A 20842-nucleotide genomic window follows, 5' to 3' on the forward strand; every position below is an offset into this window, starting at 1 on the left:
CTAACACCCGATAGGCAGAAAGCCCCTACACATGCAGGTGTTAAACGGGGGTCCCGGCGAACCTTCTTAAGTTTTCCTGCGAACCCGGGAAACATCCTTACATTTCCCTGTTGATGAATATAAACTTTCCGCAACGGGGCTCGCAAGTTTCAAGCGAGGCATTTTGCTCGTCCAATTGACTTACAAACCAGCATTTACCTCGAGAGACGTCCGAAACTCCCCGTTCAATGCGTTCCACGTCTCATCCATTTCAGCCCCACGCGGGGGTGAGATAATAGATCGATCAAATTCGTGGTTTTTCACTTCACCCGATTAAACGGGGCGCACCCCTACTCCACCTGATCCACGACCCCCTGCAGCTGCCACCCGATGACGGCGTTGCGCACGGCGTCTTCGAAGGGGTTGGCGGGCTGGATGCAGGAGATGGTCAAAAGGCGGCCGGGCATGGGGACGTTGCCCCAGATCTCGGCGGACTGGGACAGGCCCTTCTTGTCGGGCTCATGGAGGTCGGTGGCTTGGTATTTGAGCCAGCGGTCGCCGGATTCTTGGGTTTTCAGGTACATGACATCGCCGGTCTTGACGGTGTGGCGCTGTTCTTTGACGTCGTAAAGCTTGTCGAAGACGGCCGGTACCCCCGCGGCCGCGTGACCGGCGATGACCACGATGTCCTCGCTAGTGGTGCCGGGCAGGACGTACGGCTTGTCCTTGGCGGTGAACGCGCAGGCCTCGCTCAACGTGTCGGGGTCGATCGCGCCATCTTTGAAACGGCAGTCACCCTCCTCGAAGGGGGCCGTCAGGTCCAGACCGGGGATGCGCATCTCCACTGGGCGCGACGGCGGAATGTCCGCCTCACCGACATCCAGGGGTTGCTCGACCGCCTGGTTCGCCTGCTCCTTCCACGCCTTCATCTCGCGGTCATGTTCGCTGGGCACGCAAGCGCGAATGAACCCCACGACGAGCACGATCATCAGCAGCACGGCCACCGTGCGGCGCATCTTGTACACCCACGGCGGCTGCCGTTTGAACCGGCGCGGCGGGCCGGCGGGGCGCGGGGCGGGGGGACGTCGATAAGCGTCGCGCGTCGCGCGCGGCACCTGCGGTGTTGTCCGCGGTGTGTACCCGCGTGCGTCGTCGCCAGCCATAGCAAAAACAATAGTTCATCTAAACTGGCGCCATGAAGTCAGTACAGGTCAACGAAGTGCCCGAAAACGCCCAGCTTATCGACGTCCGCGAGCCCGACGAATTCTCCGAAGTCCACGCAAAGAACGCTGTGAACCTTCCCCTGTCCAACTTCGCAGCTCTTTCCGAGGAGATCGATTACGAGCAGCCCATCTACGTCATCTGCAAATCCGGCGGCCGCTCCGCCGAAGCTTCCCAGTTCCTCGAGGCTGTCCGCGGCACCGAAGCCATCAATGTTGAAGGCGGCACCCAAGCGTGGGTGAATGCCGGACTGCCGACGGAGTAGTTGACGCACCCAATCATTCCGTCTTGCCCCAGCTCACCCCGCAGAGTGAGCATGGGGCATCAAACCTTGACTAACACCCAACCATAGGATTCCCCCACGGCTGATACATTGAAGCCCATGGCAGAATCCTTGGAACACCCCACCGCGCTAACCCAATCCCCCTCGTTCCAGATCGAGCGCGTCCGCCGCGCCACCAAAGACGAGGTAGAAAAAGCCCTGTCCCAACTGGGCACCACCATGCGCGAATTCTGGGTCCTCACCTGCACCCTCGAACACGCCGCGAGCCAGACCCAGCTCTCTGAGCTCCTTGCCATCGACGCTTCCGACATGGTGCGCCTCGTCGACTCTCTCGAAACCCACGGCTGGGTCACCCGCGAACGCGACGCCAAGGACCGACGCCGCCAGATCATCATCCCCACCAAGAAGGGTTCTAAAGCTCAGGCCCAGCTCGCCACCGCTGTCGGCGAAGCCGAAGACCGCGCCCTCGACGCCACCACCACCAAGCAGCTCAAGCAGCTCCGCAAACTGTCCCAGGCGATCATGTCTTCTCCGCAGGGCCAGTCCGACTCAGATGCTGGCAGCGGTTCGGAGCCGGATTCCAAGTAGTCGGCCTTCGGTCTACGCAATCTGGGTCTAGACGACAAAACTCCCCACCGCCACCGGCCAGTTGCCAGTAGCGGATGGGGAGTTTGAGCCAGTGCCTTAGACCAGGCGACGACGGCCGAATGCGAAGATTGCAGCACCCATGATGGATGCGATCAGCAGGCCAACCAGGCCCTTCGCGATGGTGTTGTTACCGGTCTCGGCGTTGACGCCACGCTCGGAGTCGGCGCCAGCAGCGTCGCCCTCGACCTTCACGACCTCTTCACCCATCTTCTCGGCGGTAGCGGTCTGGCGCTTGATCTCGTCAGCGTTCTCGGAGATCATCTTGTCGGAAGCAGCCTTGTCCTCGGCGGACGGCTCCTTGCCAGCCTTGTCTTCCGGCACGTAGACCGGTTTGCCGTTCTTGTCCATGACCAGCTTGTACACGACACCACCGATGACCAGGGTGCCAGCCAGCACGCCAGCAACGATGCCGGCGATCTGGCCCGGGGTCAGCTCAGTATCGCTCGAGGAGCCCTCGGTCGCGTCGCCCTGGGTCTGGTCGCCTTCGACCTCGCCAGCAGCGTCGATGTCGCCGATGGCGATCTTGTCGCCCTCAGCGATCTCGGTGACCGGGGTGTTCCACTGGTCGCGGTTCTTGACGTAGTGGATCTTGTCGTTGTGCAGGTACCAGGTCGCGCCGTCGATGGTGATCTCAGCCGGCAGCGGCAGTGCCTGTTCGTCAGCAGCCGGGGCAACCTCTTCGCCCTCGGCGTTAACAGCGTCGAGGCCGATCTTCGCATCGTCCTTGATCTGGTCGGCCGGGGTGAAGACGAGTGCTGCGTCGTTGACGTAGAACTGGCCGTTGCTGTGCAGGTACCAGGTAGCACCCTCATGGTTGACGGTGGCGGCCGGTGCGCCCGGGGCCTCCTGAGCGTCTGCGGCCGGTGCGACACCCAGTGCGAGGGCGCCGGACAGCGCAATGGCAATCGCGGTCTTGTTGAAGCGCTTCATAGATTCTCTCCTTGGGGAAGTAGGAAAAGGAAAAGAGTCCCAAAAGCAAGGTGATGGACCATGCAGGCAAGCGACAAGTCTCGACCTGTACTTCAGGGTTAGACCTCACTGTAGGCGAGAGTCACACTATTCACAAGAACAACACAGGCAACATGTCCCTCTTTTTATCGCCTGTAAGCAGGACAAATACCGATCGCGGCACCTGGTGTTCGAATAGGTTTCAAAAGTTGCCAGTTCAACGACAGTGGCAGGCCACCCTCTTCGAACATTTACTTTGATCTGGAAAGTTGTCGGCCAACGCGAATAATTTCTACTCGAAGAAAGCGTTCTTGATCGACGCGATCGTCGCCGGAGATCCGTCGGCGCACACTTTCGCCACCTCTACTGCGTCGTCGAAGGTGCCGCGGAGTGCGGCGAAACCACAGTCGACGGCGGTAATGGCGTTGATCGGCATGCCGGTCATCAGCATGGTGCGGGCACGGGCGCCTCCGACGAGATCGGCAAGAGAGCTTGCAAGCTCAGGCGTGACAGGGACACCCATCCTGGCGACGGGAACAGAAAACCGTGCCGACGGTGCCACGACCCGGATATCGCACGCCCCCGCGAGCATCGCACCGGCGCCGATCGCCGGACCGTTCACATACGCCACCACGGCCTTCTCAGCGCCACGAATGATCTCCAATACGCGCTTCAGCGCCGGGTAGATCGCGGCGGGGTCCCCGGCGGACAGATCTGCACCAGCGGAGAAGGCGGAGCCGGCGCCGGTGAGGAGGATCGAGGGGGCGTCGATAAGCTCGCGGTCGAGCGTGTCCGCGAGCTCGACGAGCAACTCTTCACTGAGTGCGTTGCGTTTCTCGTCGCGGTCGATCGTGAGAACGGCGACGCTGTCTGCGGGGCGGGTGACGTTGATCAGCACATCATCGACACTAGGCTCCGCGGGCGGGGCTCACAACGGGAGCGGGATTAAAGTTCGCGCGCTATCTCTTCCACATACAGCTCTAATGGACCGTCAATTTGACCGAATGCAGACACCTCCGCCTCGATCTGCTCTGCACTGACCAGATTAAGGTGACGGGCCAGCGTAACTGCATCCTCAAAGTCTTGCTCCGCATCGCGCCGCGCAATGATCTTGGTGTAAAGGAGAAACTGAGGTGAAGCGATTCGGACAGTGAGATTCTCACCTATGCGGAGTACTCGGGCGTGGTGATCCCGCTCAAAAGGCAAAGCCAAATCATGTATCTGAGAATTGACCCAGTCAGGTGGAAGGTGAAGTTCGCGTGCAGCCGCCTCCACTGCAGCGCGAACAACTTCGTAATCGTCGAAGACGGAATCGATATCGGCGGTCGTACGGGCCTCGTCGTACAGGAGAGCCATTGCTGCACCACCCACTACCCGCAACTCAGCCTCTACACCTGAATAGCCGAGTTGTCGGTCCAACTCCTCCAGCGCCACTAAAAGCTGCTTTCGTGTCAGATCCACGGCCGCTCCGCATCCCTCGCCGTCCTCAAATTTCCTTCCCCGAGGCACACGCGCCGGTTCAGGAATGCGACTGGCGTTCGCTCCAAATTGAATGCGAATCGGCTCGGGCGCCCGGTAGGAAAAAACCACTCGACGGGAGGCTCATCCTCCTCCGCCGCCCAACTGGGCATGCATCCCGGGAAGCGGTCAGCATAAGTCATTTCTGCGGCGGCGCGAATAACCCGATCCCATTCAGGGTTTCCTGTGGAATCCGGCTTCGCATGCGCCTGCTCGAATTGGTAGTCCTCGGTTATCGACCTGATATGCGACACGACCTGTTTGAGCGCTCGGACAGCGAAACCAGGATCGTTGTGGGCTAAAAGATCATCTTTGAGCCACTGCGCATACCGCGGGTAGGTGTAGAACTCCGACATGTTCCCACCTTCCACGAGACGTTCTTGACTAGTTAGTCCCCGATCTGGTCGCGGCCGCGCTTGACGATCAACGGGTCCGGCTCCCCCACCACGTCGTGATCCTTGTTCGTGTACTCGAACTTGGACAGGATGTAGCGCATCGCATTGACGCGGGCGCGCTTCTTGTCGTTGGACTTGATGGTCACCCACGGGGATTCGTCGGTGTCCGTGTAGCGGAACTGCTCTTCCTTCGCGCGGGTGTAGTCGTCCCACTTGTCCAGCGACGCGAGGTCCATCGGCGACAGCTTCCACTGACGCACCGGGTCGACCTGGCGGATCGCAAAACGCGTACGCTGCTCCTTGCGCGTGACGGAGAACCAGAACTTAGTCAGGGAGATGCCGGAACCCAGGATCATGTTCTCCAGCATCGGCACCTCTCGCAGGAACTCCGCGTGCTGCGACTCCGTGCAGAAGCCCATCACGCGCTCCACGCCCGAGCGGTTGTACCAGGAGCGGTCGAAGAACACGATCTCGCCGCCTGCCGGGAAGTGCTCGATATAGCGCTGGAAGTACCACGAGGTGGACTCGCGCGGCGACGGCTTCTCCAGCGCGACCGTGCGCGCACCACGCGGATTCAGGTGCTCATTGAAGCGCTTAATGGTGCCACCCTTGCCAGCCGCATCGCGGCCTTCAAAGATGATGATGTGGCGCTGGCCCGTCTCCTTGGTCCAGTTCTGCCACTTCAGCAGCTCAATCTGAAGCGCGCGCTTGACCTTCTCGTATTCGTCGCGCGTCATACGCTCGTCGTACGGGTAGTTCTCGCGCCACGTCTGAATCGGGGTGCCATCCGCCTGCAGCAGCACCGGGTCGTCTTCGTCTGAATCGTCGACGTAGTAGCCTTCAGTTTCCGTCAGATCGATCAAGGGCATGTCATCATCGTTCGCCATGTCCGCCAGTTTAGCGGCGTGTGCGCGACCCCGCTGAGCAACGCTTATCGACGCTCCCCTCCAAACCCCCATCCCCCAATAAACGCAGAAAACCCCGCTGCCAAGCAGCGGGGAATTCCGGAGTTAAGCCAGTGGCTTACTGCTTCGGAGCCAGCTTCAGAAGCTTGATGAGGCCCTCAGCGGAGTCGGCCAGCGGCTTCACCATGTTGAAGAACGGCTTGAGGGTGTTGTCCCAGACCAGGTCGAGCTTGGCAGCAGCCTCGGAAGAACCGGTGATGAAATCGTTCATTTTAGTCTCCTTGTGAAGAATTAACGGATGTTTAGGGGATTACTTTTCGGAGAGACCCTTGAGGTTGTCGCCAGCCTCGGTCCAAGCCTTGAAGTTGGTGATGAAGCCGAGGCCGTCCTTGCCACCCTCGCCGAAGAACTTGACGAGACCGCCAAGGAAGCCATTCCAGCCCTTGAAGGTGTTCACGAAGTTGTCGAGGTGCGTGATGATTTCCTTCACGTCCATGTGAAATCTCCTTGAGAGAGTTACCGGCCATCGCCGGATTAGGGTTTCTGGTTTCAGACACCCCGATCGGGCGTCACAAGAAGACATCTTGCCACACATCTCCTAGCGGTCAACACCAACCCTCGCATGGGTTTACCAGCATTTTGTTGTTGATCCGTGACCGAAGACATGAACTTAAGGTGAACACGCAACAGCATAGCCAATTGAAGTGCGCCTTTTTGCTAGCAAACATGAACGCGACGAAGATCTCACCCCATTCGCGTAACGGCCAGCATACCCCTCGCGATATCGCGATTTTCGCTTAAAAGGGGGTTCCCCCTTGCCGCCATTTCACCCCATATCGGGGGGTAGATTAGCGTGTCACAACCATAACAACAGCTGCCAATGCTTTACAGAAGCCTCCAATCGTCAATGCATGGACTAGTGACGCTGCAATTCCGGTACTGCATTTTCGTGCCTCTCACGAAGGGGCTAAACGCACGAAACCCCGCGCCATCCACGGCCGCGGGAGCGGGGGGATGGCGCGGGGCGTCGTTAAGCGGGATGCGTTTTTACATCATGCCGCCCATGGCCTCCGGGTCCATGGCGGGAGCTGCGGGCTCCGGCTTCTGGGCGACGACGGCCTCGGTGGTGAGGAAGAGGCCGGCGATGGAGGCGGCGTTCTGCAGAGCGGAACGGGTGACCTTGGCCGGGTCGGCGATGCCGTTGGCCAGCATTTCGACGTACTCGCCGGTAGCTGCGTTCAGGCCCTGACCTGCCGGGAGGTTAGCGACCTTGTCGGCGACAACGCCCGGCTCGAGGCCAGCGTTGAGGGCGATCTGCTTCAGCGGTGCGGAGAGAGCCTCGCGGACGATCTTGACGCCGGTGGCCTCGTCGCCCTCGAGGCCCAGGTCGCCCTCGAGCTCCTTGGCTGCCTGCAGGAGCGCGACGCCGCCGCCGGCGACGATGCCCTCCTCGACTGCTGCCTTCGCGTTGCGGACAGCATCCTCGATGCGGAGCTTGCGCTCCTTCAGCTCGACCTCGGTGGCTGCACCGACCTTGAGGACTGCGACACCGCCGGCGAGCTTAGCCAGGCGCTCCTGGAGCTTCTCGCGGTCGTAGTCGGAGTCGGAGTTCTCGATCTCGGCGCGGATCTGCTTCACGCGACCCTCGATCTGAGCCTGGTCGCCGGCACCCTGGACGATCGTGGTGTCGTCCTTGGTGATGACGGCCTTGCGTGCCTGGCCAAGCAGGGAGACATCAGCACCGTCGAGGGACAGGCCGACCTCCTCAGAGATGACCTGGCCGCCGGTAAGGATCGCGATGTCCTGCAGCATTGCCTTGCGACGGTCACCGAAGCCCGGCGCCTTGACAGCGACGGACTTGAAGGTGCCGCGGATCTTGTTGACCACGAGGGTGGACAGGGCCTCGCCCTCGACATCCTCAGCGATGATCAGCAGCGGCTTGCCGGACTGCATGACCTGCTCCAGGACCGGGACGAGCTCCTTGACGTTGGAGATCTTGCCGGAGACGAGGAGGATGTACGGATCCTCGAGCACCGCCTCGCCGCGCTCCATGTCGGTGGCGAAGTATGCGGAGATGTAGCCCTTGTCGAAGCGCATACCTTCAGTGACCTCGAGGTCGACGCCGAAGGTGTTGGACTCCTCAACCGTGATCACGGACTCCTTGTTCACGGAGCCGTTACCGACGGCGTACATCGCCTCGGCGATCTTCTTGCCGATCTCCGGGTCGGATGCCGAAATACCAGCGGTGGAAGCGATCTCCTCCTCGGTCTCGACCTCCTTAGCGGAGTCGAGCAGGATGGAGGACACTTTGTCAGTCGCAGCCTGGATGCCGCGCTTGATGCCCATCGGGTTGGAGCCGGCGGCCACGTTGCGCAGACCTTCGCGTACCAGCGCCTGCGCCAGAACGGTCGCAGTGGTGGTGCCGTCGCCAGCGACGTCGTCCGTCTTCTTGGCGACTTCCTTGACCAGCTCAGCGCCGATCTTCTCGTACGGATCCTCGAGCTCGATGTCCTTAGCGATGGTCACGCCGTCATTCGTAATTGCCGGCGCACCCCAGGACTTCTCAAGGACGACGTTGCGGCCCTTGGGGCCGAGGGTGACCTTCACAGCATCGGCCAGGGTGTTCAGACCCTGCTCGAGGCTGCGGCGTGCTTCCTCGTCGAATGCGATCATCTTTGCCATGTGAGTTTGTTGCTCCTCGTTTATATAGGAAAAGGCGACGCCACTCTCACGTCATACAAGGTCCAAGCGGGCGCCCGCGACGGCACGGCTGGTGAGTGCAAAACAGCCTCACCCGCTCGAAATTGACTTTTTAGCACTCACTTGGCGGGAGTGCTAAAGCCATTTTTAGCAGTGTGAGGCTGCGAGTGCAATGTCGGGGCGCAGCTTTGCTGCACGCCCCGAGCATTACTTGGAGCTGCCGTGAGTCTCAGCGCGCTTAGCGGCGGCCGCGTCTGCCGGCGCCGTGATCGGCAGATCCTTGGCAGCTTTGGCGGTGCGGCTGTAGATGAAGGCGATGCCAGCGACGAAGAGCACGATGCCGACGATGGTCGTCCAGATGCTTTCCTCGAAGATCTCCAGGGGACTCTCGCCCTGGGAAGCGGCGATGATGCCTGCGTTGACCACACCGAATAGGGACTCGCCGACGATGAGGCCCGTGGCGCCGAGGGTGCCCATGCGAACCGCGGACTCCGGGTTGCGCTGGTGGGAGGCCCAGCGGTTGTAGAAATTGCCGATGATGGCGCCCAGCGGAACCATCACGGCGACCGTGACAGGCAGGTACATGCCCATGCCGACGGCCAGCGGCGGCAGCGAGTACTTCTTGTCGGTGGTGGCGTTGAGGATCTCGTCAATGATGATCACGGCAGTGCCGATCGCAGCGCCGAGGAAGATGAGGTTCCAGTTCAGGGAGTCATCAAAAATGCCGGTGGCGACCGAGGACATAAGAGCGGCCTGCGGTGCGGCGAGTGCATCGGGGCCGGCGCCTTCCATGCCCTGGAAGCCGAAGCCGGTCAGCATCAGGTGCAGCACCGGAGGAATGACCACGGAACCGAACAGCACGCCGATGATGAGGGCGACCTGCTGCTTCCAGGGGGTGGCGTCGACAAGCTGACCTGTCTTGAGGTCCTGCAAGTTGTCGTTGGAGATCGTCGCGATGCCGAAGACGATCGCGGCAGTGAACAGCGTGTACGCCACGAGAGACGTCGCGCTCGCGTCAGTGCCGGCGGTGAATGCGGCGATGAGCAGCGCCGACGTGATCACGGCAATGATGCCCACCGACGAGATCGGCGAGTTGGACGCACCGATCAAGCCCGCCATGTAACCACACACCGATGCGATAACGAGGCCGGCGATGAGGATGAAGAGGACAGAGATCGTCGTCAAGCCGAATGCATGCTCGTGAATATCGGTGCCGCGCTGGAAATTCCAGAGCAAAAACCCGATCGGGAGCATGGAGGCCAAGATGGTGCCGAGCACGATGGGGAACGGAATATCCTGCTCCGTCACGTCCACCTCAGTACCGGCGGCACGCTTACGGGAGCTGGACAGGGACGCGCTGACACCCTTGACCACTGGGCCGGCGATCTTCACCAGCGTCCATAGGGCTGCCACTGCCATGGTGCCCACACCGATGAAGCGGATCTCGGAGGCGAAGGTGGTGGAGACGATCTCGGAAAGGTCGGTAACGGAGCCGTCGATAAGCGACGAGGTGCGCCACGGAAGAAGAACAAAGTAGGAGATGACCACGCCGACGAGCATGGCAATACCGACCGTCATGCCCACGAGGTGGCCAACGCCGATGAGCGCGAGGGAGAGCGAGCCGCCCAGCATGGTCGCGCCCTTGGCGAATTTGAAGGTGCCGGCGATCTCGCTGGCGGCTGCCTTCATCGCGGCGAGTAGACCGTAGAAGGCGGAGACGACGCCGCCGATGACGATGGTGCGCAGGCCCTTGACGTTCTCCTCATTATTCGGATCACCGTCGCCGACGCGCAGGACCTCCGCAGCAGCCACGCCCTCCGGGTACGGCAGGTCAGACCCCGTGACCAGCGCGCGACGCAGCGGCACCGAGAACATCACGCCGAGGATGCCGCCAAGCGCGCACACCATCGCCGTGGTCCAGAACGGGAAGCCTTGCCAGTAGCCGATCATCACCAAGCCCGGCAAGACGAAAATGATCGCGGACAGCGTTCCCGCTGCCGACGCGATCGTCTGCACAATATTGTTTTCTTTGACATTGTGGCCGGCGAATTTACGCAGCACAGCCATCGAAATGACCGCGGCGGGAATGGACGTGGCAAAGGTCAGACCCACCTTCAGGCCCAGGTACACATTTGCCGCGGTGAACACGAGCGTGATCAGTCCACCGATGATGATTCCGCGCAGTGTCAGCTCGCGCAGTCCCGTCTTGTTATCCATTTCGCGCCTTTCTAACAATGTGTTGGCAGGGATATTACTCTGCTGCCAACAATCGTTGAAAACCGGAACGATCAAGGTAGGCCAGCGGTTTCGGCTGCCACGCGGCCGTCGATAAGCGTTGTTCCTAGTACTTGCCTTGATATCTCCCGCTTTTTCGGTGCACGACCACTATGGACTTGGGTTGCGGAAGCCAGTAACGGAAATAGCGCGCCTTCATCTGCGCGATCGCCATCTGCTGCGTGTGCGGATCGGCGTTGATCTTCGGCGCATTCAGATTGATGAACCAGCCCCCGCGCGTGAAAACCTGGCGCTTTATGTCTCTGTGCAGACCGATCGTGCCATCGACCCAGGCGAACAGCAGCTCCTCCCCCGACGGCATGCGCGCGAGCTCCCGGGTCTGCATGGGATCCTCGTTGCCCTTCCACCACGCACCCCCGTCCACGGCGATGTCCACGGCGACCACGTGCCCGTACTCCCGCTTCACGACGGGGTCGAACAGGTCCCTAACATGCGGCCACGCAATCTGGATGAAAAAGGCCACGATCAAAATGGTCAGGACGACCGTTTTGAACGGATCCTCCGCCATGTGGCCTGAGTACCACTCCAACACGTCGCGCCCCCTTCGTCGCTGTAGCGCCGATCTTACAAGGCAGACGCGTCGCGCACGGCGGATTCGGGCGCTGGTACGTTCGAGCTCATGAGCACTTTCGAACCGAACCGCGAACGGATTTTCAACGACCTTTCCGCACTCGTGTCCTTCAACTCGCCCCACTCGGTGCCGGAGCTCGCCGACCAGCACGGCGCCGCCGCCGACTGGGTCGCGAACGCCCTGGCAGAGCGTGGCCTTGAGGTCGAGCGCCACGCCACGGTGGACAATGCCGACGCGATCATCGCGCGCAAGCACGTCAGCGACGACGCCCCAACCGTCCTCCTCTACTCCCACTACGATGTCGTCCCCGCCGGCGACCCCGCAGCCTGGACCGCCGACCCGTTCACCCTCACCGAGCGCGACGGCCGCTGGTACGGACGCGGCGCCGCCGATTGCAAAGGCAATGTCGCCATGCACCTTGAGGCTTTGAGGCTTATCGACGACGCCGGCGGCACCGACGCCAACCTCGTCGTCCTCGTCGAAGGCTCCGAGGAGCTCGGCGGCGGTGGCCTGGAGAAACTGATCGAGGAGAAGCCGGAACTGTTCTCCGCCGACATCATCCTCATCGCCGACTCCGGCAACGTCGCCGTGGGCACCCCGACCCTGACCACCGCCCTGCGCGGCGGCGCCCAGCTCAAGGTCACGGTGGAAACCCTGAACGGCGCCATCCACTCCGGCACCTTCGGCGGCCCCGCCCCGGACCCCGTCGCCGCACTGATCCGCACCCTCGATTCGCTTCGCGACGACACCGGCCGCACCACCATCGACGGCCTCGGCGACGCCCTTACCGCCTCCTGGCCCGGCCAGCCCTACAACACCGACGCATTCCGTCAGGACGCCGGCGTCCTCGATGGCGTTTCCCTGATGGGCGACATCGACAACGGCGGGGAGAACGCCGCCGACATGGTGTGGGCCCGCCCCGCCGTCACCGTCATCGGGTTCACCTCCACCCCGGTTGCCGAGGCAGTCAACGCCATCATTCCGCGTGCCGAAGCCCAGCTGAACCTCCGCGTCCCCGCCGGCATGGACCCAGCCGCAACCGCCGAGACTCTGAAGCAGCACATCATCGACCACACTCCTTGGGGCGCCAAGGTTGAGGTGGAGATCTTCGACGTCAACCACGGTTTTTCCACCGACCCCTCCCGCCCAGCTATCGCCCTGCTCGGCGAGTGCCTGCAGGAGGCCTACAAGGAAGCCGAGGGCAGCGACGCCGCAGTCACCGCCTCCACCGACCTGGTCTCCGTCGGCTCCGGCGGCTCCATCCCGCTGACCGCCAAGCTGCAAGAACACTACCCTAACGCCGCCATCGCCATGTACGGCGTCGAGGACAACAACGCCGGCATCCACTCCGTCGACGAGTCCGTCCACCCCTACGAGATCGAGCGCGTGGCCGTCGCCGAGGCGAAGTTCCTCCAGCGCATCACCAAGCTCTAGCGCCACTCGGTAGACCCACTCAGTCCGGCATCCCGGGACCGGCGCCCTGTTAGCCCGGCACCCCGCCGGCCACGCTCCTACCTCAAGGGGCCGGTGGATCAAGATTCCATTCGCCTCCAGGAACGCGGCTAAAACCCCAGGTCAGATTTGGTTACTCCGGCAACTACGTAATCTATATCCACCGACCCCCGCGCACCACGTGAGCAGGCCCACGAACGGACCCCCGCGCCGTCCCCGGACCGTCCCCGCGACACACCCCCGCGGCGAGACCGCGAAAACTAATTTCCCGGAATGTGTTGCGCATCACGCTTTAACTTGGCTAGTGTCAGAGGCATGCGAAAGCCGATTCTTCTACGAGCGCTAGTACTCAAGGCGGTACTAGAGGCCACCGACCCCAACGCGGAGTAACCGACTCCCCGCGGCGTGGGGTAGTGGTCGTTAACCACCCAGTACAGCGAGTCGGTACACCCCCACACATCCTCCGCGAAACGTAGAAGGACACCTGACGTGTTTTACACCTCGACTCAGCAGACCCAGAATTCCGATCAGCAGACTCGCCCCACCACTGACACCGGCTTCACCTTCACCCAAAACCACGCTCCCGAGCGCACCCACACGCAGGAACGCGACCCGTTCCAGATCCGCTTCGATTCGCCGCGGCGCTTGCCGCGTGAGCTGCGGGAAGAAGCAATGGGCATGAGCTGGGCACTGTTCAGTGCCACGTATGCGCCAACGCCGACGGTCAAGATCTCGGACATCGAGGCCCGCCACGACCACTGGTGCTACACCACGTATTCGGCGAATGTCACGCGCACGTCGAAGACGTTCCCGCCGGAGACGAAGCACCACGAGGTCACTACGTCGGGGCCGGCGCACGCGTTCGGGGCGATGCTTGCCGACGAAGGTCGTTACGTCGAGATCCTCGAATTCCACCAGTTCACACTGCACGAGGCAACCTTCACGGCGGTCAAGGTCGCGCACCAGATCAATGAGCGCGACACTGCCTGGGCGGTCGGCTTCGGTGCCACGAGTGAGGCGTCAATCGCTGCGGCGATGACATCAGGCGCGCAGCGGATCTACGGCTAAAGTCGCGGACACAAGCACAGGAATGCAAACCCGGGCAGAACACCCCCGAATAGAACTAAATAGGTAGACTGCAAACGTTGGTCGCGCCAGCGATGACGCGCCTTTTTGATTTGGTTTTACGTAGTTTTCCCAAGTTGGCAGGGTGTTTTTTCGCCTGCGCGCTGTTGGCTCACGTGCAGCACTACTGCATGCGCCGACACAATCGAAACCCCCGCCGGACACGAGACTTGGGAGGGCTGTGACACCGTGATCACCCTGCTTCTGGCGCTTGCTGCCGCCACAGCAGCAGCACCGGTTTTGCTGCGGACGTTCGGGCGGCCGGCGTTCGGTGCGATGGCGCTTGTGCCGGGAGCGGGATTCGTTTGGCTGGTGTACCAGTTCGCAAACGGGACCTTTAAAAACGGCGGTGAGGTCCAGGCGTCGTATCCCTGGATGCCGGGAATGCACCTGAATATCGAGTTCAGGTTGGATGCGTACTCGGGGTTGTTCGGGCTGATCATCTTGGGTGTCGGCGCGCTGGTGTTGTTGTACTGCTGGGGGTATTTCGATTCGAACCCGCGGCGGCTGAGCGTCTTCGGCGCAGAGCTGACGATGTTCGCGATGGCGATGTACGGCCTGGTCATCTCCGACAACTTCCTGATGATGTACATCTTCTGGGAGATCACCTCGGTGCTGTCGTTCCTGTTGGTCTCGTATTACGGGGAGAGGGCATCGTCACGCAGGGCGGCGACGCAGGCGCTGCTGGTCACCACGTTCGGTGGGTTGGCGATGCTGGTGGGAATCATTCTCTTCGGCACGCAGACCGGGGTGTGGAAGATCTCGCAGATCGCCGGGATGACGGATTTGGACCAGGTCACGGGTATTACGGCGGCGGTGACCCTGATCCTGTTGGGCGCGTTGACGAAGTCGGCGCAGGCCCCGTTCCACTTCTGGTTGCCGGGCGCGATGGCGGCGCCGACGCCGGTGTCGGCGTACCTGCACTCCGCGGCCATGGTGAAAGCAGGCATCTATGTGGTGGGGCGGTTGGCACCGGATTTTGCGTCGATAAGCGTCTGGCACATCGTGGTTCTGCCTGCGGGCGTGTTCACGATGCTGCTGGGCGGCTGGATGGCGCTGAAGCAGCGCGATCTGAAGCTGATTCTCGCCTACGGCACGGTCTCGCAGCTGGGGTTCATGACGGCGGTGATGGGCATCGGCTCGCGCGAGGCGACGCTGGCGGGGCTCGCGCTGGTGTTCGCGCATTCGCTGTTCAAGGCGGCGCTGTTCATGATCGTCGGCGCGATCGACCACACGTCGGGCACGCGCGATATCCGCGAACTTTCGGGCCTCGGGCGCAAGGAACCGCTGGTCGCAGCACTGGCCACCATCGCGGCGGCGTCGATGGCGGGCATCCCGCCGCTGTGGGGCTTCGTTGCGAAGGAAGCAACGCTCGAAGCCACGCTCCACGAGGAGCTGCTGTACGGCATGCCGCGCAACGTGCTGCTCGTCGGCTTCGTACTCGGCTCCGTGCTGACCATGACGTATTCGCTGTACTTCCTGTGGGGCGCGTTCGCACGGAAGCCAGAAAAAGACATGCGCGCAGAGCTTATCGACGGCACCTCCCCCGCCGTCCGCGACATGCACCGCATCGAATTCCTGCAATGGGCCCCGCCTGCACTCCTTGTGCTGCTCACCGTGATCTTCGGGCTGCTACCGGCACCGCTGTCGAACCTGTTCAATCAGTACCTGAACGTTCGTTTCCCGGAAGCCGAGCACCAGGACTTGGCGCTGTGGCACGGGATCACGATCCCGCTGGGTTTGAGCGCTGTGATCGTCGCCGCCGGCGCGGTGATGTTCTGGCAGCGCGAGGTGGTCAAGAAGGCGCAGTTCGAGCGGCCCGCCCTGGGTGATGCAGATGCGCTGTGGGACAACATGCTGAAGGTGCTGCGGCAGGCGTCGCTACGCTTGACGGCGTCGACGCAGCGCGGTTCGTTGACCATCAACCTCGCGGTGATTTTCAGCGTGCTCATGGTCGTGCCGCTGGCTGCCCTGATTTTCGGCGACAGCGCCGATACGCACATGATCCTGTGGGATAACCCCTGGCAGGGCATGACGGTGATAGTGATTATCAGTGCGGCTGTGGCCGCGACTGTGATTAGGAACCGTCTGTCGCTGATCATTCTGGTGGGGCTGACGGGCTACGGCTCGGCGGTGCTCTTCGCGCTGCACGGTGCGCCTGACCTGGCGCTGACGCAGGTGCTTGTGGAGACCCTCGTGATGGTCGTGTTCATGCTGGTCCTGCGCAAACTGCCCACCGAGGTAGATGTGAAGAAGGACTCGGACGTGCGCCTGCGCGCCTGGCTGTCGGTGGGCACGGGTCTGTCGGTTGTGGTGGTCGCGATGGCGGCGATGTCCGCGCGCATCCACGAGCCGATTTCAACGCTCATGCCGGACCTCGCCTACGAGATCGGCCACGGCCGCAATACCGTGAATGTCCTGCTCGTGGACCTGCGTGCGGGTGACACCCTGGGCGAGATCTGCGTGCTGGTCATCGCGGCGACCGGCGTGGCCAGCCTGATCTATCGCACCGAATCCTTCACCCGCGATTCACGCCGCCCGACGCTGTCCACGCGCCGCCCGCGCTGGCTCGCCTCGGGTGTGGAGGGCGAGAAAGCCCAAAACCGCTCGATCATGGTCGACGTGGTCACTCGCCTGCTCTTCCCGGCGATGGTGCTGCTGTCCGCCTACTTCTTCTTCTCCGGTCACAACGCTCCCGGCGGCGGTTTCGCCGGCGGCCTGGTCATGGGGCTCGCGCTGACGCTGCGCTACCTCGCCGGCGGTCGCGACGAACTGGAAGAGGCGCTTCCGGTCGACCCGTCGAAGCTGCTCGGCACCGGCCTGCTGCTCTCCGGCGCAGCGGCGGTGATCCCGATGTTCCTCGGCTACCCGCCGCTGACCAGCGGGTACATCGAGCCTGAGCTTCCGCTCATCGGGCCCGTCACGGTTCCTTCGGCACTGCTTTTCGACGCCGGCGTCTACACCATCGTCGTCGGCCTAGTCATGCACATTCTCACCTCTCTCGGCGGCCAGATCGACCGCGAAGAGGACGAACGTAAGGAACGCGCACGCGACCGCGCCCGTGCTCTCCAGCGCAAGAACGAAGAGCGCAAACGCACCCGGGAAGCGAACGCTCGGCAGCGGGCAGCACAACGGGCTGCCCAGCGCGAGGCCGAGTTGTCGTCTGAGCGGGCTGCGCAGCGCATCGCGAGGCGCGCGAGTCGGAGGGTGGCTTTGGGTTCGGAGGGGAACGTCGATAAGCATGCTCAAACTGGAAGGGAGGCGTAACTGTGGAAGCGAACCTGTTTTTGATCATCGCCTCCGGCGTGCTGATCGCGGCGGGCGTGTACTTGATGCTCGACCGCGCGATGACGAGGATGCTGCTCGGCGTGATGCTGATCGGCAACGGCGCGAATTTGCTGCTGCTCCAATCTGGCGGACAGGCGGGCGCTCCCCCGATCCTCGACCGCGATTCCGTAGCTGCCGATCAGTCGGCCGACCCGCTCGCGCAGGCGATGATCCTCACCGCGATCGTGATCGCGATGGCGATGGTCTCGTTCATTCTGGCGCTGCTGTACAGGCAATACCGCTACCGCACCGACGATGTGATCGAGCACGACGCGGAGGACCAGGCAATCGCCGCGCGTCCGGCGACCCCGTCTGCAGCGCCGGACGCCGATGCCTCCGACGACCCGGAGACTGGGCGACTGCGCAGCGGCGGCGACGCATTCGGCCCGCGCTCCTTCGAGGACCCGGTGAAGGAGGGTGACGATGACTAATCCTGAGCTGACCAACCCGACGCTCTACGAGGAGTACGTCGATTTCCTCCTGCCGGCGATGCCGTACCTGATCCCGCTGCCGGTGCTGTTGCCGGCGCTGGCTGCCGGGCTGATCCTGCTTTCCGGAAAGCACCGCGCGCTGCAGCGCAATATCGCGTTCTTCACGTTCCTGGTGCTGGCGGTGATCGCGGCGTCGATGATTCTGGTGGCGGATATTTCCGGCATTCAGACTCTGCAGTTGGGCGGGTGGGACGCACCGATCGGCATCACCTTCGTGGCTGACCGGCTGTCCGGAATCATGCTGTTCGTCTCGGCGATCGTGCTGTTCTGCGTGATGTGGTTCGCGATCAGTCAGGGTATCCGCGACGGCAACGAGAACGACCCGGTCGAAGTCTTCCTGCCCATCTACATGCTGTTGTCGATGGGCGTGAACCTGTCGTTTTTGGCGGGCGACTTGTTCAACCTCTACGTCGGCTTCGAGATCTTCCTCGTCGCGTCGTACATCCTGCTCACCATGGGTGCATCGCCGCAGCGCGTGCGCGCGGGCATCAGCTACGTGATGGTGTCCATGGCGTCGTCGATGATCTTCATTTTCGCCCTCGGTCTCGTCTACGCTTCCGTCGGCACGGTGAATATGGCGCAGGCGGGCATGCGCTTGGAGGAGATTCCCGACGGCACCCGCGCCGCCATCTTCGCCACCCTGCTCGTGGCCTTCGGTATCAAAGCGGCGGTCTTCCCCCTCGACGCGTGGCTGCCGGACTCCTACCCCACCGCCGCGTCCCTGGTCACCGCTGTCTTCGCGGGCTTGCTGACCAAGGTCGGCGTGTATTCCATCATCCGTGTCCGCGTGGCCATGTTCCCCGACCACCCGCTCAGCCACCTGCTCATGTGGGTCGCGCTGGCCACGATGGTCGTGGGCGTGATGGGTGCTCTCGCCCAAAACGACATCAAACGTCTGCTCTCATTCACCCTGGTCAGCCACATCGGCTACATGATCTTCGGCGTGGCGCTCGGCACCGCGCACGGCCTGTCCGGCGCGATCTTCTACGCCGTCCACCACATTCTGGTGCAGACCTCGCTCTTCCTCGTGGTCAGCCTCATCGAACGCCAAATGGGGTCCTCGCAGCTGCGCCGCCTGGGCTCGCTGATGTACACCGCGCCCGTGATCGCGCTGCTCTACATCGTCCCGGCGCTCAACCTGGGCGGCATCCCGCCGTTCTCCGGCTTCATCGGCAAGGTCCTGCTCATCCAGGCCGGCGCCGAGGAAGGCTCGTGGCGCTCGTGGGTGCTCATCGTGGGTGCCGTGGTCACGTCGCTGCTCACGCTCTACGCGATGATGATCGTCTGGTCCAAGGCCTTCCTCCGCGACCGCTCCGACGCACCCGAGGGCAACGTCGTCTCCGTGCGCCTCAGTCCGCTCGGCGACGTCTCCGAAACCGTCGCCCTCGAGGACAGCAAGGATGCCGGCAGCCTCCCCGCAGGCATGGTCGCCTCCACCGCGACACTCGTCGCCGCGTCCGTCGCCATCACCGTCCTCGCCGGCCCCATCTCGGCAATCACCGGCCGCGCCGCCGACTCCGCACTCGACACCGCGCTCTACCGCAACGCAGTCCTCGGCAGCGACTGGTCGAACCCCTCCCGGACGCTGGATAAGAGCACGCTTGACGACGATGACTCCGACTCCCTTCCCAACCGCATCCACGACATCGACGAACCCAGCGCCGGCGTGACGACGGTGCCTGTGCCCTCCCCCGTTCCCGAATCCGATGAGCCCACTGAGCCTGCCGAGCCCACCGAGCCCGCCGCCGACGAGGAGGTCAACCCATGAGTTCCAATCAGCTCCCCTCCCCGCGCCTGACGGTCAGCGAGCATCTCTCCGACCGCTTCCGCCCGTGGTTCATCTTCTGGCTCGCACTCATGTGGATCCTCCTCATGGGGGAGCTGACCTGGGCGAATGTCTTTGCCGGCGCGGGCTTAGGCTTCCTCATCACGATGCTGCTGCCACTGCCCAAGCTGCCCACCGGCGGCGTGGACGTGAATGTCCCGAAACTGATCGTGTTCCTCATCCGGTGGGTGGGCGAGCTGCTCGTCGCCGCCGTTCAGGTGTCGTGGCTGGCGATCCGCCCAGCGGACCCGCCCAAGAGCGCGATCTTCAAAGTCCCGATGCGTCTCAACTCAGAATTGGCGCTGTACTTCGCTACCTGTGCCTACAACCTCCAACCGGGTGGGTGCGTCACCGACATCGACCTGGCGAACCGCACCTGGACCATTCACGTTCTCTCCGCGGGGAGGCAGAAGGATGTGGAGAAGGCGCTGGCGGACGTCGATAAGCTTGAGCGCTCAATGATCGCTATTTTTGAAAAGAGAAAGGCCCACAAACATGGATGACGCGATCTACAACTCCGTGCTGGCGGTGGCGGCTGTGCTGCTCGTCGCCGGGTTTTTCATCACGACGTGGCGGCTGGTGATCGGCCCGAATTCGCTCGACCGCGTCATCGCGATGGACGGTATTGTCGCTTCGATTCAATGCGCGCTGGCGACGTATATTTGCTGGACGCTGGACACGACCGTGGTCAACGCGATGGTCGTCGTCGCGCTGCTCGGCTTCATCGGTTCGCTGTCCGTCGCCCGCTTCCGCAAGAGGGACGGTGCGCTCTAATGGCCTTCACCTGGGAATATATCTCCGACGTCCTGTCGCTCATCTTCATCGTGCTCGGCGCACTGCAGGTCTTCTTCGCGTCCGTGGGCATCGCGCGCTTCAACACGACGCTCTCGCGCGTCCACGCCGTGACGAAACCGCAGACCGTCGGCCTGATCATGGTGATTCTCGGCGTGATTTTCCGCCTCACCGGCTCCGAGCATTTCGACGTCGGCCAGCGCGGCGACGTAGGCATGCTCTTCCTGCTCGTCCTCTTCGCGCTCATGACCAACCCGGTCACCGCGCAGCGCCTGGGCCGCGTCTCCCGCCGCGAGGGCCTCTACGGCGACGAGGACGACATCGCCATCAACGAGCACCCCGGCGACCTGCAGCGCAGCGCCTAGCT

The 20842-nt window shown here is 62.7% G+C and carries 21 protein-coding genes; 10 read left to right on the plus strand and 11 right to left on the minus strand.

All coding sequences use genetic code 11. The annotated features are described in order from the left end of the window. Window positions 1-329: 329 nt before the first annotated feature. The gene (locus tag M3G19_RS09715; RefSeq protein WP_259902408.1) at window positions 330-1142 is read right to left on the minus strand and encodes a hypothetical protein; all 813 of its coding nucleotides are present in this window, start codon (window positions 1140-1142) and stop codon (window positions 330-332) included. Between the two features lie 32 nt (window positions 1143-1174). On the opposite strand from M3G19_RS09715, the gene M3G19_RS09720 reads away from it, so the two are divergent. Continuing rightward, complete coding sequence (locus M3G19_RS09720; protein ID WP_259902409.1) at window positions 1175-1465, plus strand: rhodanese-like domain-containing protein; 291 nt, start codon at window positions 1175-1177, stop codon at window positions 1463-1465. Window positions 1466-1582: 117 nt separating this feature from the next. Continuing rightward, window positions 1583-2071: a MarR family winged helix-turn-helix transcriptional regulator gene (locus tag M3G19_RS09725; RefSeq protein WP_259902410.1), complete on the plus strand. Its 489-nt coding sequence runs from the start codon at window positions 1583-1585 to the stop codon at window positions 2069-2071. 96 nt (window positions 2072-2167) lie between these two features. On the opposite strand, the gene M3G19_RS09730 is transcribed toward M3G19_RS09725, so the two are convergent. From M3G19_RS09730 to M3G19_RS09775, 10 genes are all read right to left on the minus strand, one after another. Beyond that, entirely contained in the window at window positions 2168-3061 is an 894-nt protein-coding gene (locus M3G19_RS09730) for a hypothetical protein (protein WP_259902411.1), read from the minus strand. A 310-nt stretch (window positions 3062-3371) separates the two neighbouring features. Beyond that, complete coding sequence (locus tag M3G19_RS09735) at window positions 3372-3977, minus strand: enoyl-CoA hydratase-related protein (protein ID WP_259902413.1); 606 nt, start codon at window positions 3975-3977, stop codon at window positions 3372-3374. Between the two features lie 47 nt (window positions 3978-4024). Further along, on the minus strand, window positions 4025-4540 hold the full coding sequence (locus M3G19_RS09740) for a DUF6036 family nucleotidyltransferase (protein ID WP_259902415.1): 516 nt from the start codon (window positions 4538-4540) through the stop codon (window positions 4025-4027). Beyond that, window positions 4531-4953 carry a hypothetical protein gene (locus tag M3G19_RS09745; protein WP_259902417.1) on the minus strand — a complete coding sequence of 141 codons (423 nt, stop codon included), beginning with the start codon at window positions 4951-4953 and terminating at the stop codon, window positions 4531-4533. The genes M3G19_RS09740 and M3G19_RS09745 overlap by 10 nt, the downstream gene beginning before the upstream one ends. A 32-nt stretch (window positions 4954-4985) precedes the next feature. After that, window positions 4986-5879 (minus strand): polyphosphate kinase 2, encoded by an 894-nt coding sequence (gene ppk2 / locus M3G19_RS09750; RefSeq protein WP_210575855.1) that lies wholly within the window; start codon window positions 5877-5879, stop codon window positions 4986-4988. A 136-nt stretch (window positions 5880-6015) separates the two neighbouring features. Then, on the minus strand, window positions 6016-6168 hold the full coding sequence (locus M3G19_RS09755; RefSeq protein WP_259902422.1) for a hypothetical protein: 153 nt from the start codon (window positions 6166-6168) through the stop codon (window positions 6016-6018). A gap of 39 nt (window positions 6169-6207) precedes the next feature. Next, complete coding sequence (locus M3G19_RS09760) at window positions 6208-6393, minus strand: hypothetical protein (protein WP_210575851.1); 186 nt, start codon at window positions 6391-6393, stop codon at window positions 6208-6210. 551 nt (window positions 6394-6944) lie between these two features. Next, window positions 6945-8579, minus strand: a complete 1635-nt coding sequence (groL, locus tag M3G19_RS09765; protein WP_259902423.1) for a chaperonin GroEL — start codon at window positions 8577-8579, stop codon at window positions 6945-6947. Window positions 8580-8804: 225 nt separating this feature from the next. Next, complete coding sequence (locus M3G19_RS09770; protein ID WP_259902425.1) at window positions 8805-10814, minus strand: OPT family oligopeptide transporter; 2010 nt, start codon at window positions 10812-10814, stop codon at window positions 8805-8807. Between the two features lie 124 nt (window positions 10815-10938). Further along, complete coding sequence (locus M3G19_RS09775; protein ID WP_259902426.1) at window positions 10939-11424, minus strand: hypothetical protein; 486 nt, start codon at window positions 11422-11424, stop codon at window positions 10939-10941. A gap of 87 nt (window positions 11425-11511) precedes the next feature. Here M3G19_RS09775 and M3G19_RS09780 point away from each other — a divergent pair, with 87 nt between their 5' ends. From M3G19_RS09780 to mnhG, 8 genes are all read left to right on the plus strand, one after another. Then, window positions 11512-12897 carry a M20/M25/M40 family metallo-hydrolase gene (locus M3G19_RS09780; protein WP_259902427.1) on the plus strand — a complete coding sequence of 462 codons (1386 nt, stop codon included), beginning with the start codon at window positions 11512-11514 and terminating at the stop codon, window positions 12895-12897. Between the two features lie 507 nt (window positions 12898-13404). Continuing rightward, a complete protein-coding gene (locus tag M3G19_RS09785) occupies window positions 13405-13983 on the plus strand; it encodes an acetyl-CoA acetyltransferase (protein ID WP_259902428.1) in 579 nt (192 codons plus the stop codon). Window positions 13984-14229: 246 nt separating this feature from the next. Next, a complete protein-coding gene (locus M3G19_RS09790) occupies window positions 14230-17307 on the plus strand; it encodes a Na+/H+ antiporter subunit A (protein ID WP_259902429.1) in 3078 nt (1025 codons plus the stop codon). Window positions 17308-17309: 2 nt separating this feature from the next. Beyond that, window positions 17310-17798, plus strand: a complete 489-nt coding sequence (locus tag M3G19_RS09795) for a Na(+)/H(+) antiporter subunit C (protein ID WP_259902430.1) — start codon at window positions 17310-17312, stop codon at window positions 17796-17798. Further along, window positions 17791-19626, plus strand: a complete 1836-nt coding sequence (locus tag M3G19_RS09800; protein WP_259902431.1) for a Na+/H+ antiporter subunit D — start codon at window positions 17791-17793, stop codon at window positions 19624-19626. Before M3G19_RS09795 ends, M3G19_RS09800 begins: the two co-directional genes overlap by 8 nt. Beyond that, a complete protein-coding gene (locus tag M3G19_RS09805) occupies window positions 19623-20186 on the plus strand; it encodes a Na+/H+ antiporter subunit E (protein WP_259902432.1) in 564 nt (187 codons plus the stop codon). The genes M3G19_RS09800 and M3G19_RS09805 overlap by 4 nt, the downstream gene beginning before the upstream one ends. Next, entirely contained in the window at window positions 20179-20457 is a 279-nt protein-coding gene (locus M3G19_RS09810; RefSeq protein ID WP_259902433.1) for a monovalent cation/H+ antiporter complex subunit F, read from the plus strand. Before M3G19_RS09805 ends, M3G19_RS09810 begins: the two co-directional genes overlap by 8 nt. Continuing rightward, window positions 20457-20840: a monovalent cation/H(+) antiporter subunit G gene (mnhG, locus tag M3G19_RS09815; protein ID WP_210575814.1), complete on the plus strand. Its 384-nt coding sequence runs from the start codon at window positions 20457-20459 to the stop codon at window positions 20838-20840. The genes M3G19_RS09810 and mnhG overlap by 1 nt, the downstream gene beginning before the upstream one ends. Window positions 20841-20842 lie beyond the last annotated feature (2 nt).

Origin of the sequence: Corynebacterium sp. p3-SID1194 (assembly GCF_025144155.1) — a bacterium.
Classification (GTDB): Bacteria; Actinomycetota; Actinomycetes; order Mycobacteriales; family Mycobacteriaceae; genus Corynebacterium.

Excerpts from the sequence above, each read along its gene's own strand:
- M3G19_RS09800 (WP_259902431.1), top strand. The coding sequence starts at position 17,791 with ATGACTAATCCTGAGCTGACCAACCCGACGCTCTACGAGGAGTACGTC.
- M3G19_RS09805 (WP_259902432.1), top strand. The coding sequence starts at position 19,623 with ATGAGTTCCAATCAGCTCCCCTCCCCGCGCCTGACGGTCAGCGAGCAT.
- M3G19_RS09760 (WP_210575851.1), bottom strand. The coding sequence starts at position 6,393 with ATGGACGTGAAGGAAATCATCACGCACCTCGACAACTTCGTGAACACC.
- mnhG (WP_210575814.1), top strand. The coding sequence starts at position 20,457 with ATGGCCTTCACCTGGGAATATATCTCCGACGTCCTGTCGCTCATCTTC.
- M3G19_RS09720 (WP_259902409.1), top strand. The coding sequence starts at position 1,175 with ATGAAGTCAGTACAGGTCAACGAAGTGCCCGAAAACGCCCAGCTTATC.
- M3G19_RS09810 (WP_259902433.1), top strand. The coding sequence starts at position 20,179 with ATGGATGACGCGATCTACAACTCCGTGCTGGCGGTGGCGGCTGTGCTG.
- M3G19_RS09730 (WP_259902411.1), bottom strand. The coding sequence starts at position 3,061 with ATGAAGCGCTTCAACAAGACCGCGATTGCCATTGCGCTGTCCGGCGCC.
- M3G19_RS09770 (WP_259902425.1), bottom strand. The coding sequence starts at position 10,814 with ATGGATAACAAGACGGGACTGCGCGAGCTGACACTGCGCGGAATCATC.
- groL (WP_259902423.1), bottom strand. The coding sequence starts at position 8,579 with ATGGCAAAGATGATCGCATTCGACGAGGAAGCACGCCGCAGCCTCGAG.
- M3G19_RS09725 (WP_259902410.1), top strand. The coding sequence starts at position 1,583 with ATGGCAGAATCCTTGGAACACCCCACCGCGCTAACCCAATCCCCCTCG.
- M3G19_RS09755 (WP_259902422.1), bottom strand. The coding sequence starts at position 6,168 with ATGAACGATTTCATCACCGGTTCTTCCGAGGCTGCTGCCAAGCTCGAC.
- M3G19_RS09780 (WP_259902427.1), top strand. The coding sequence starts at position 11,512 with ATGAGCACTTTCGAACCGAACCGCGAACGGATTTTCAACGACCTTTCC.
- M3G19_RS09715 (WP_259902408.1), bottom strand. The coding sequence starts at position 1,142 with ATGGCTGGCGACGACGCACGCGGGTACACACCGCGGACAACACCGCAG.
- M3G19_RS09745 (WP_259902417.1), bottom strand. The coding sequence starts at position 4,953 with ATGTCGGAGTTCTACACCTACCCGCGGTATGCGCAGTGGCTCAAAGAT.
- ppk2 (WP_210575855.1), bottom strand. The coding sequence starts at position 5,879 with ATGGCGAACGATGATGACATGCCCTTGATCGATCTGACGGAAACTGAA.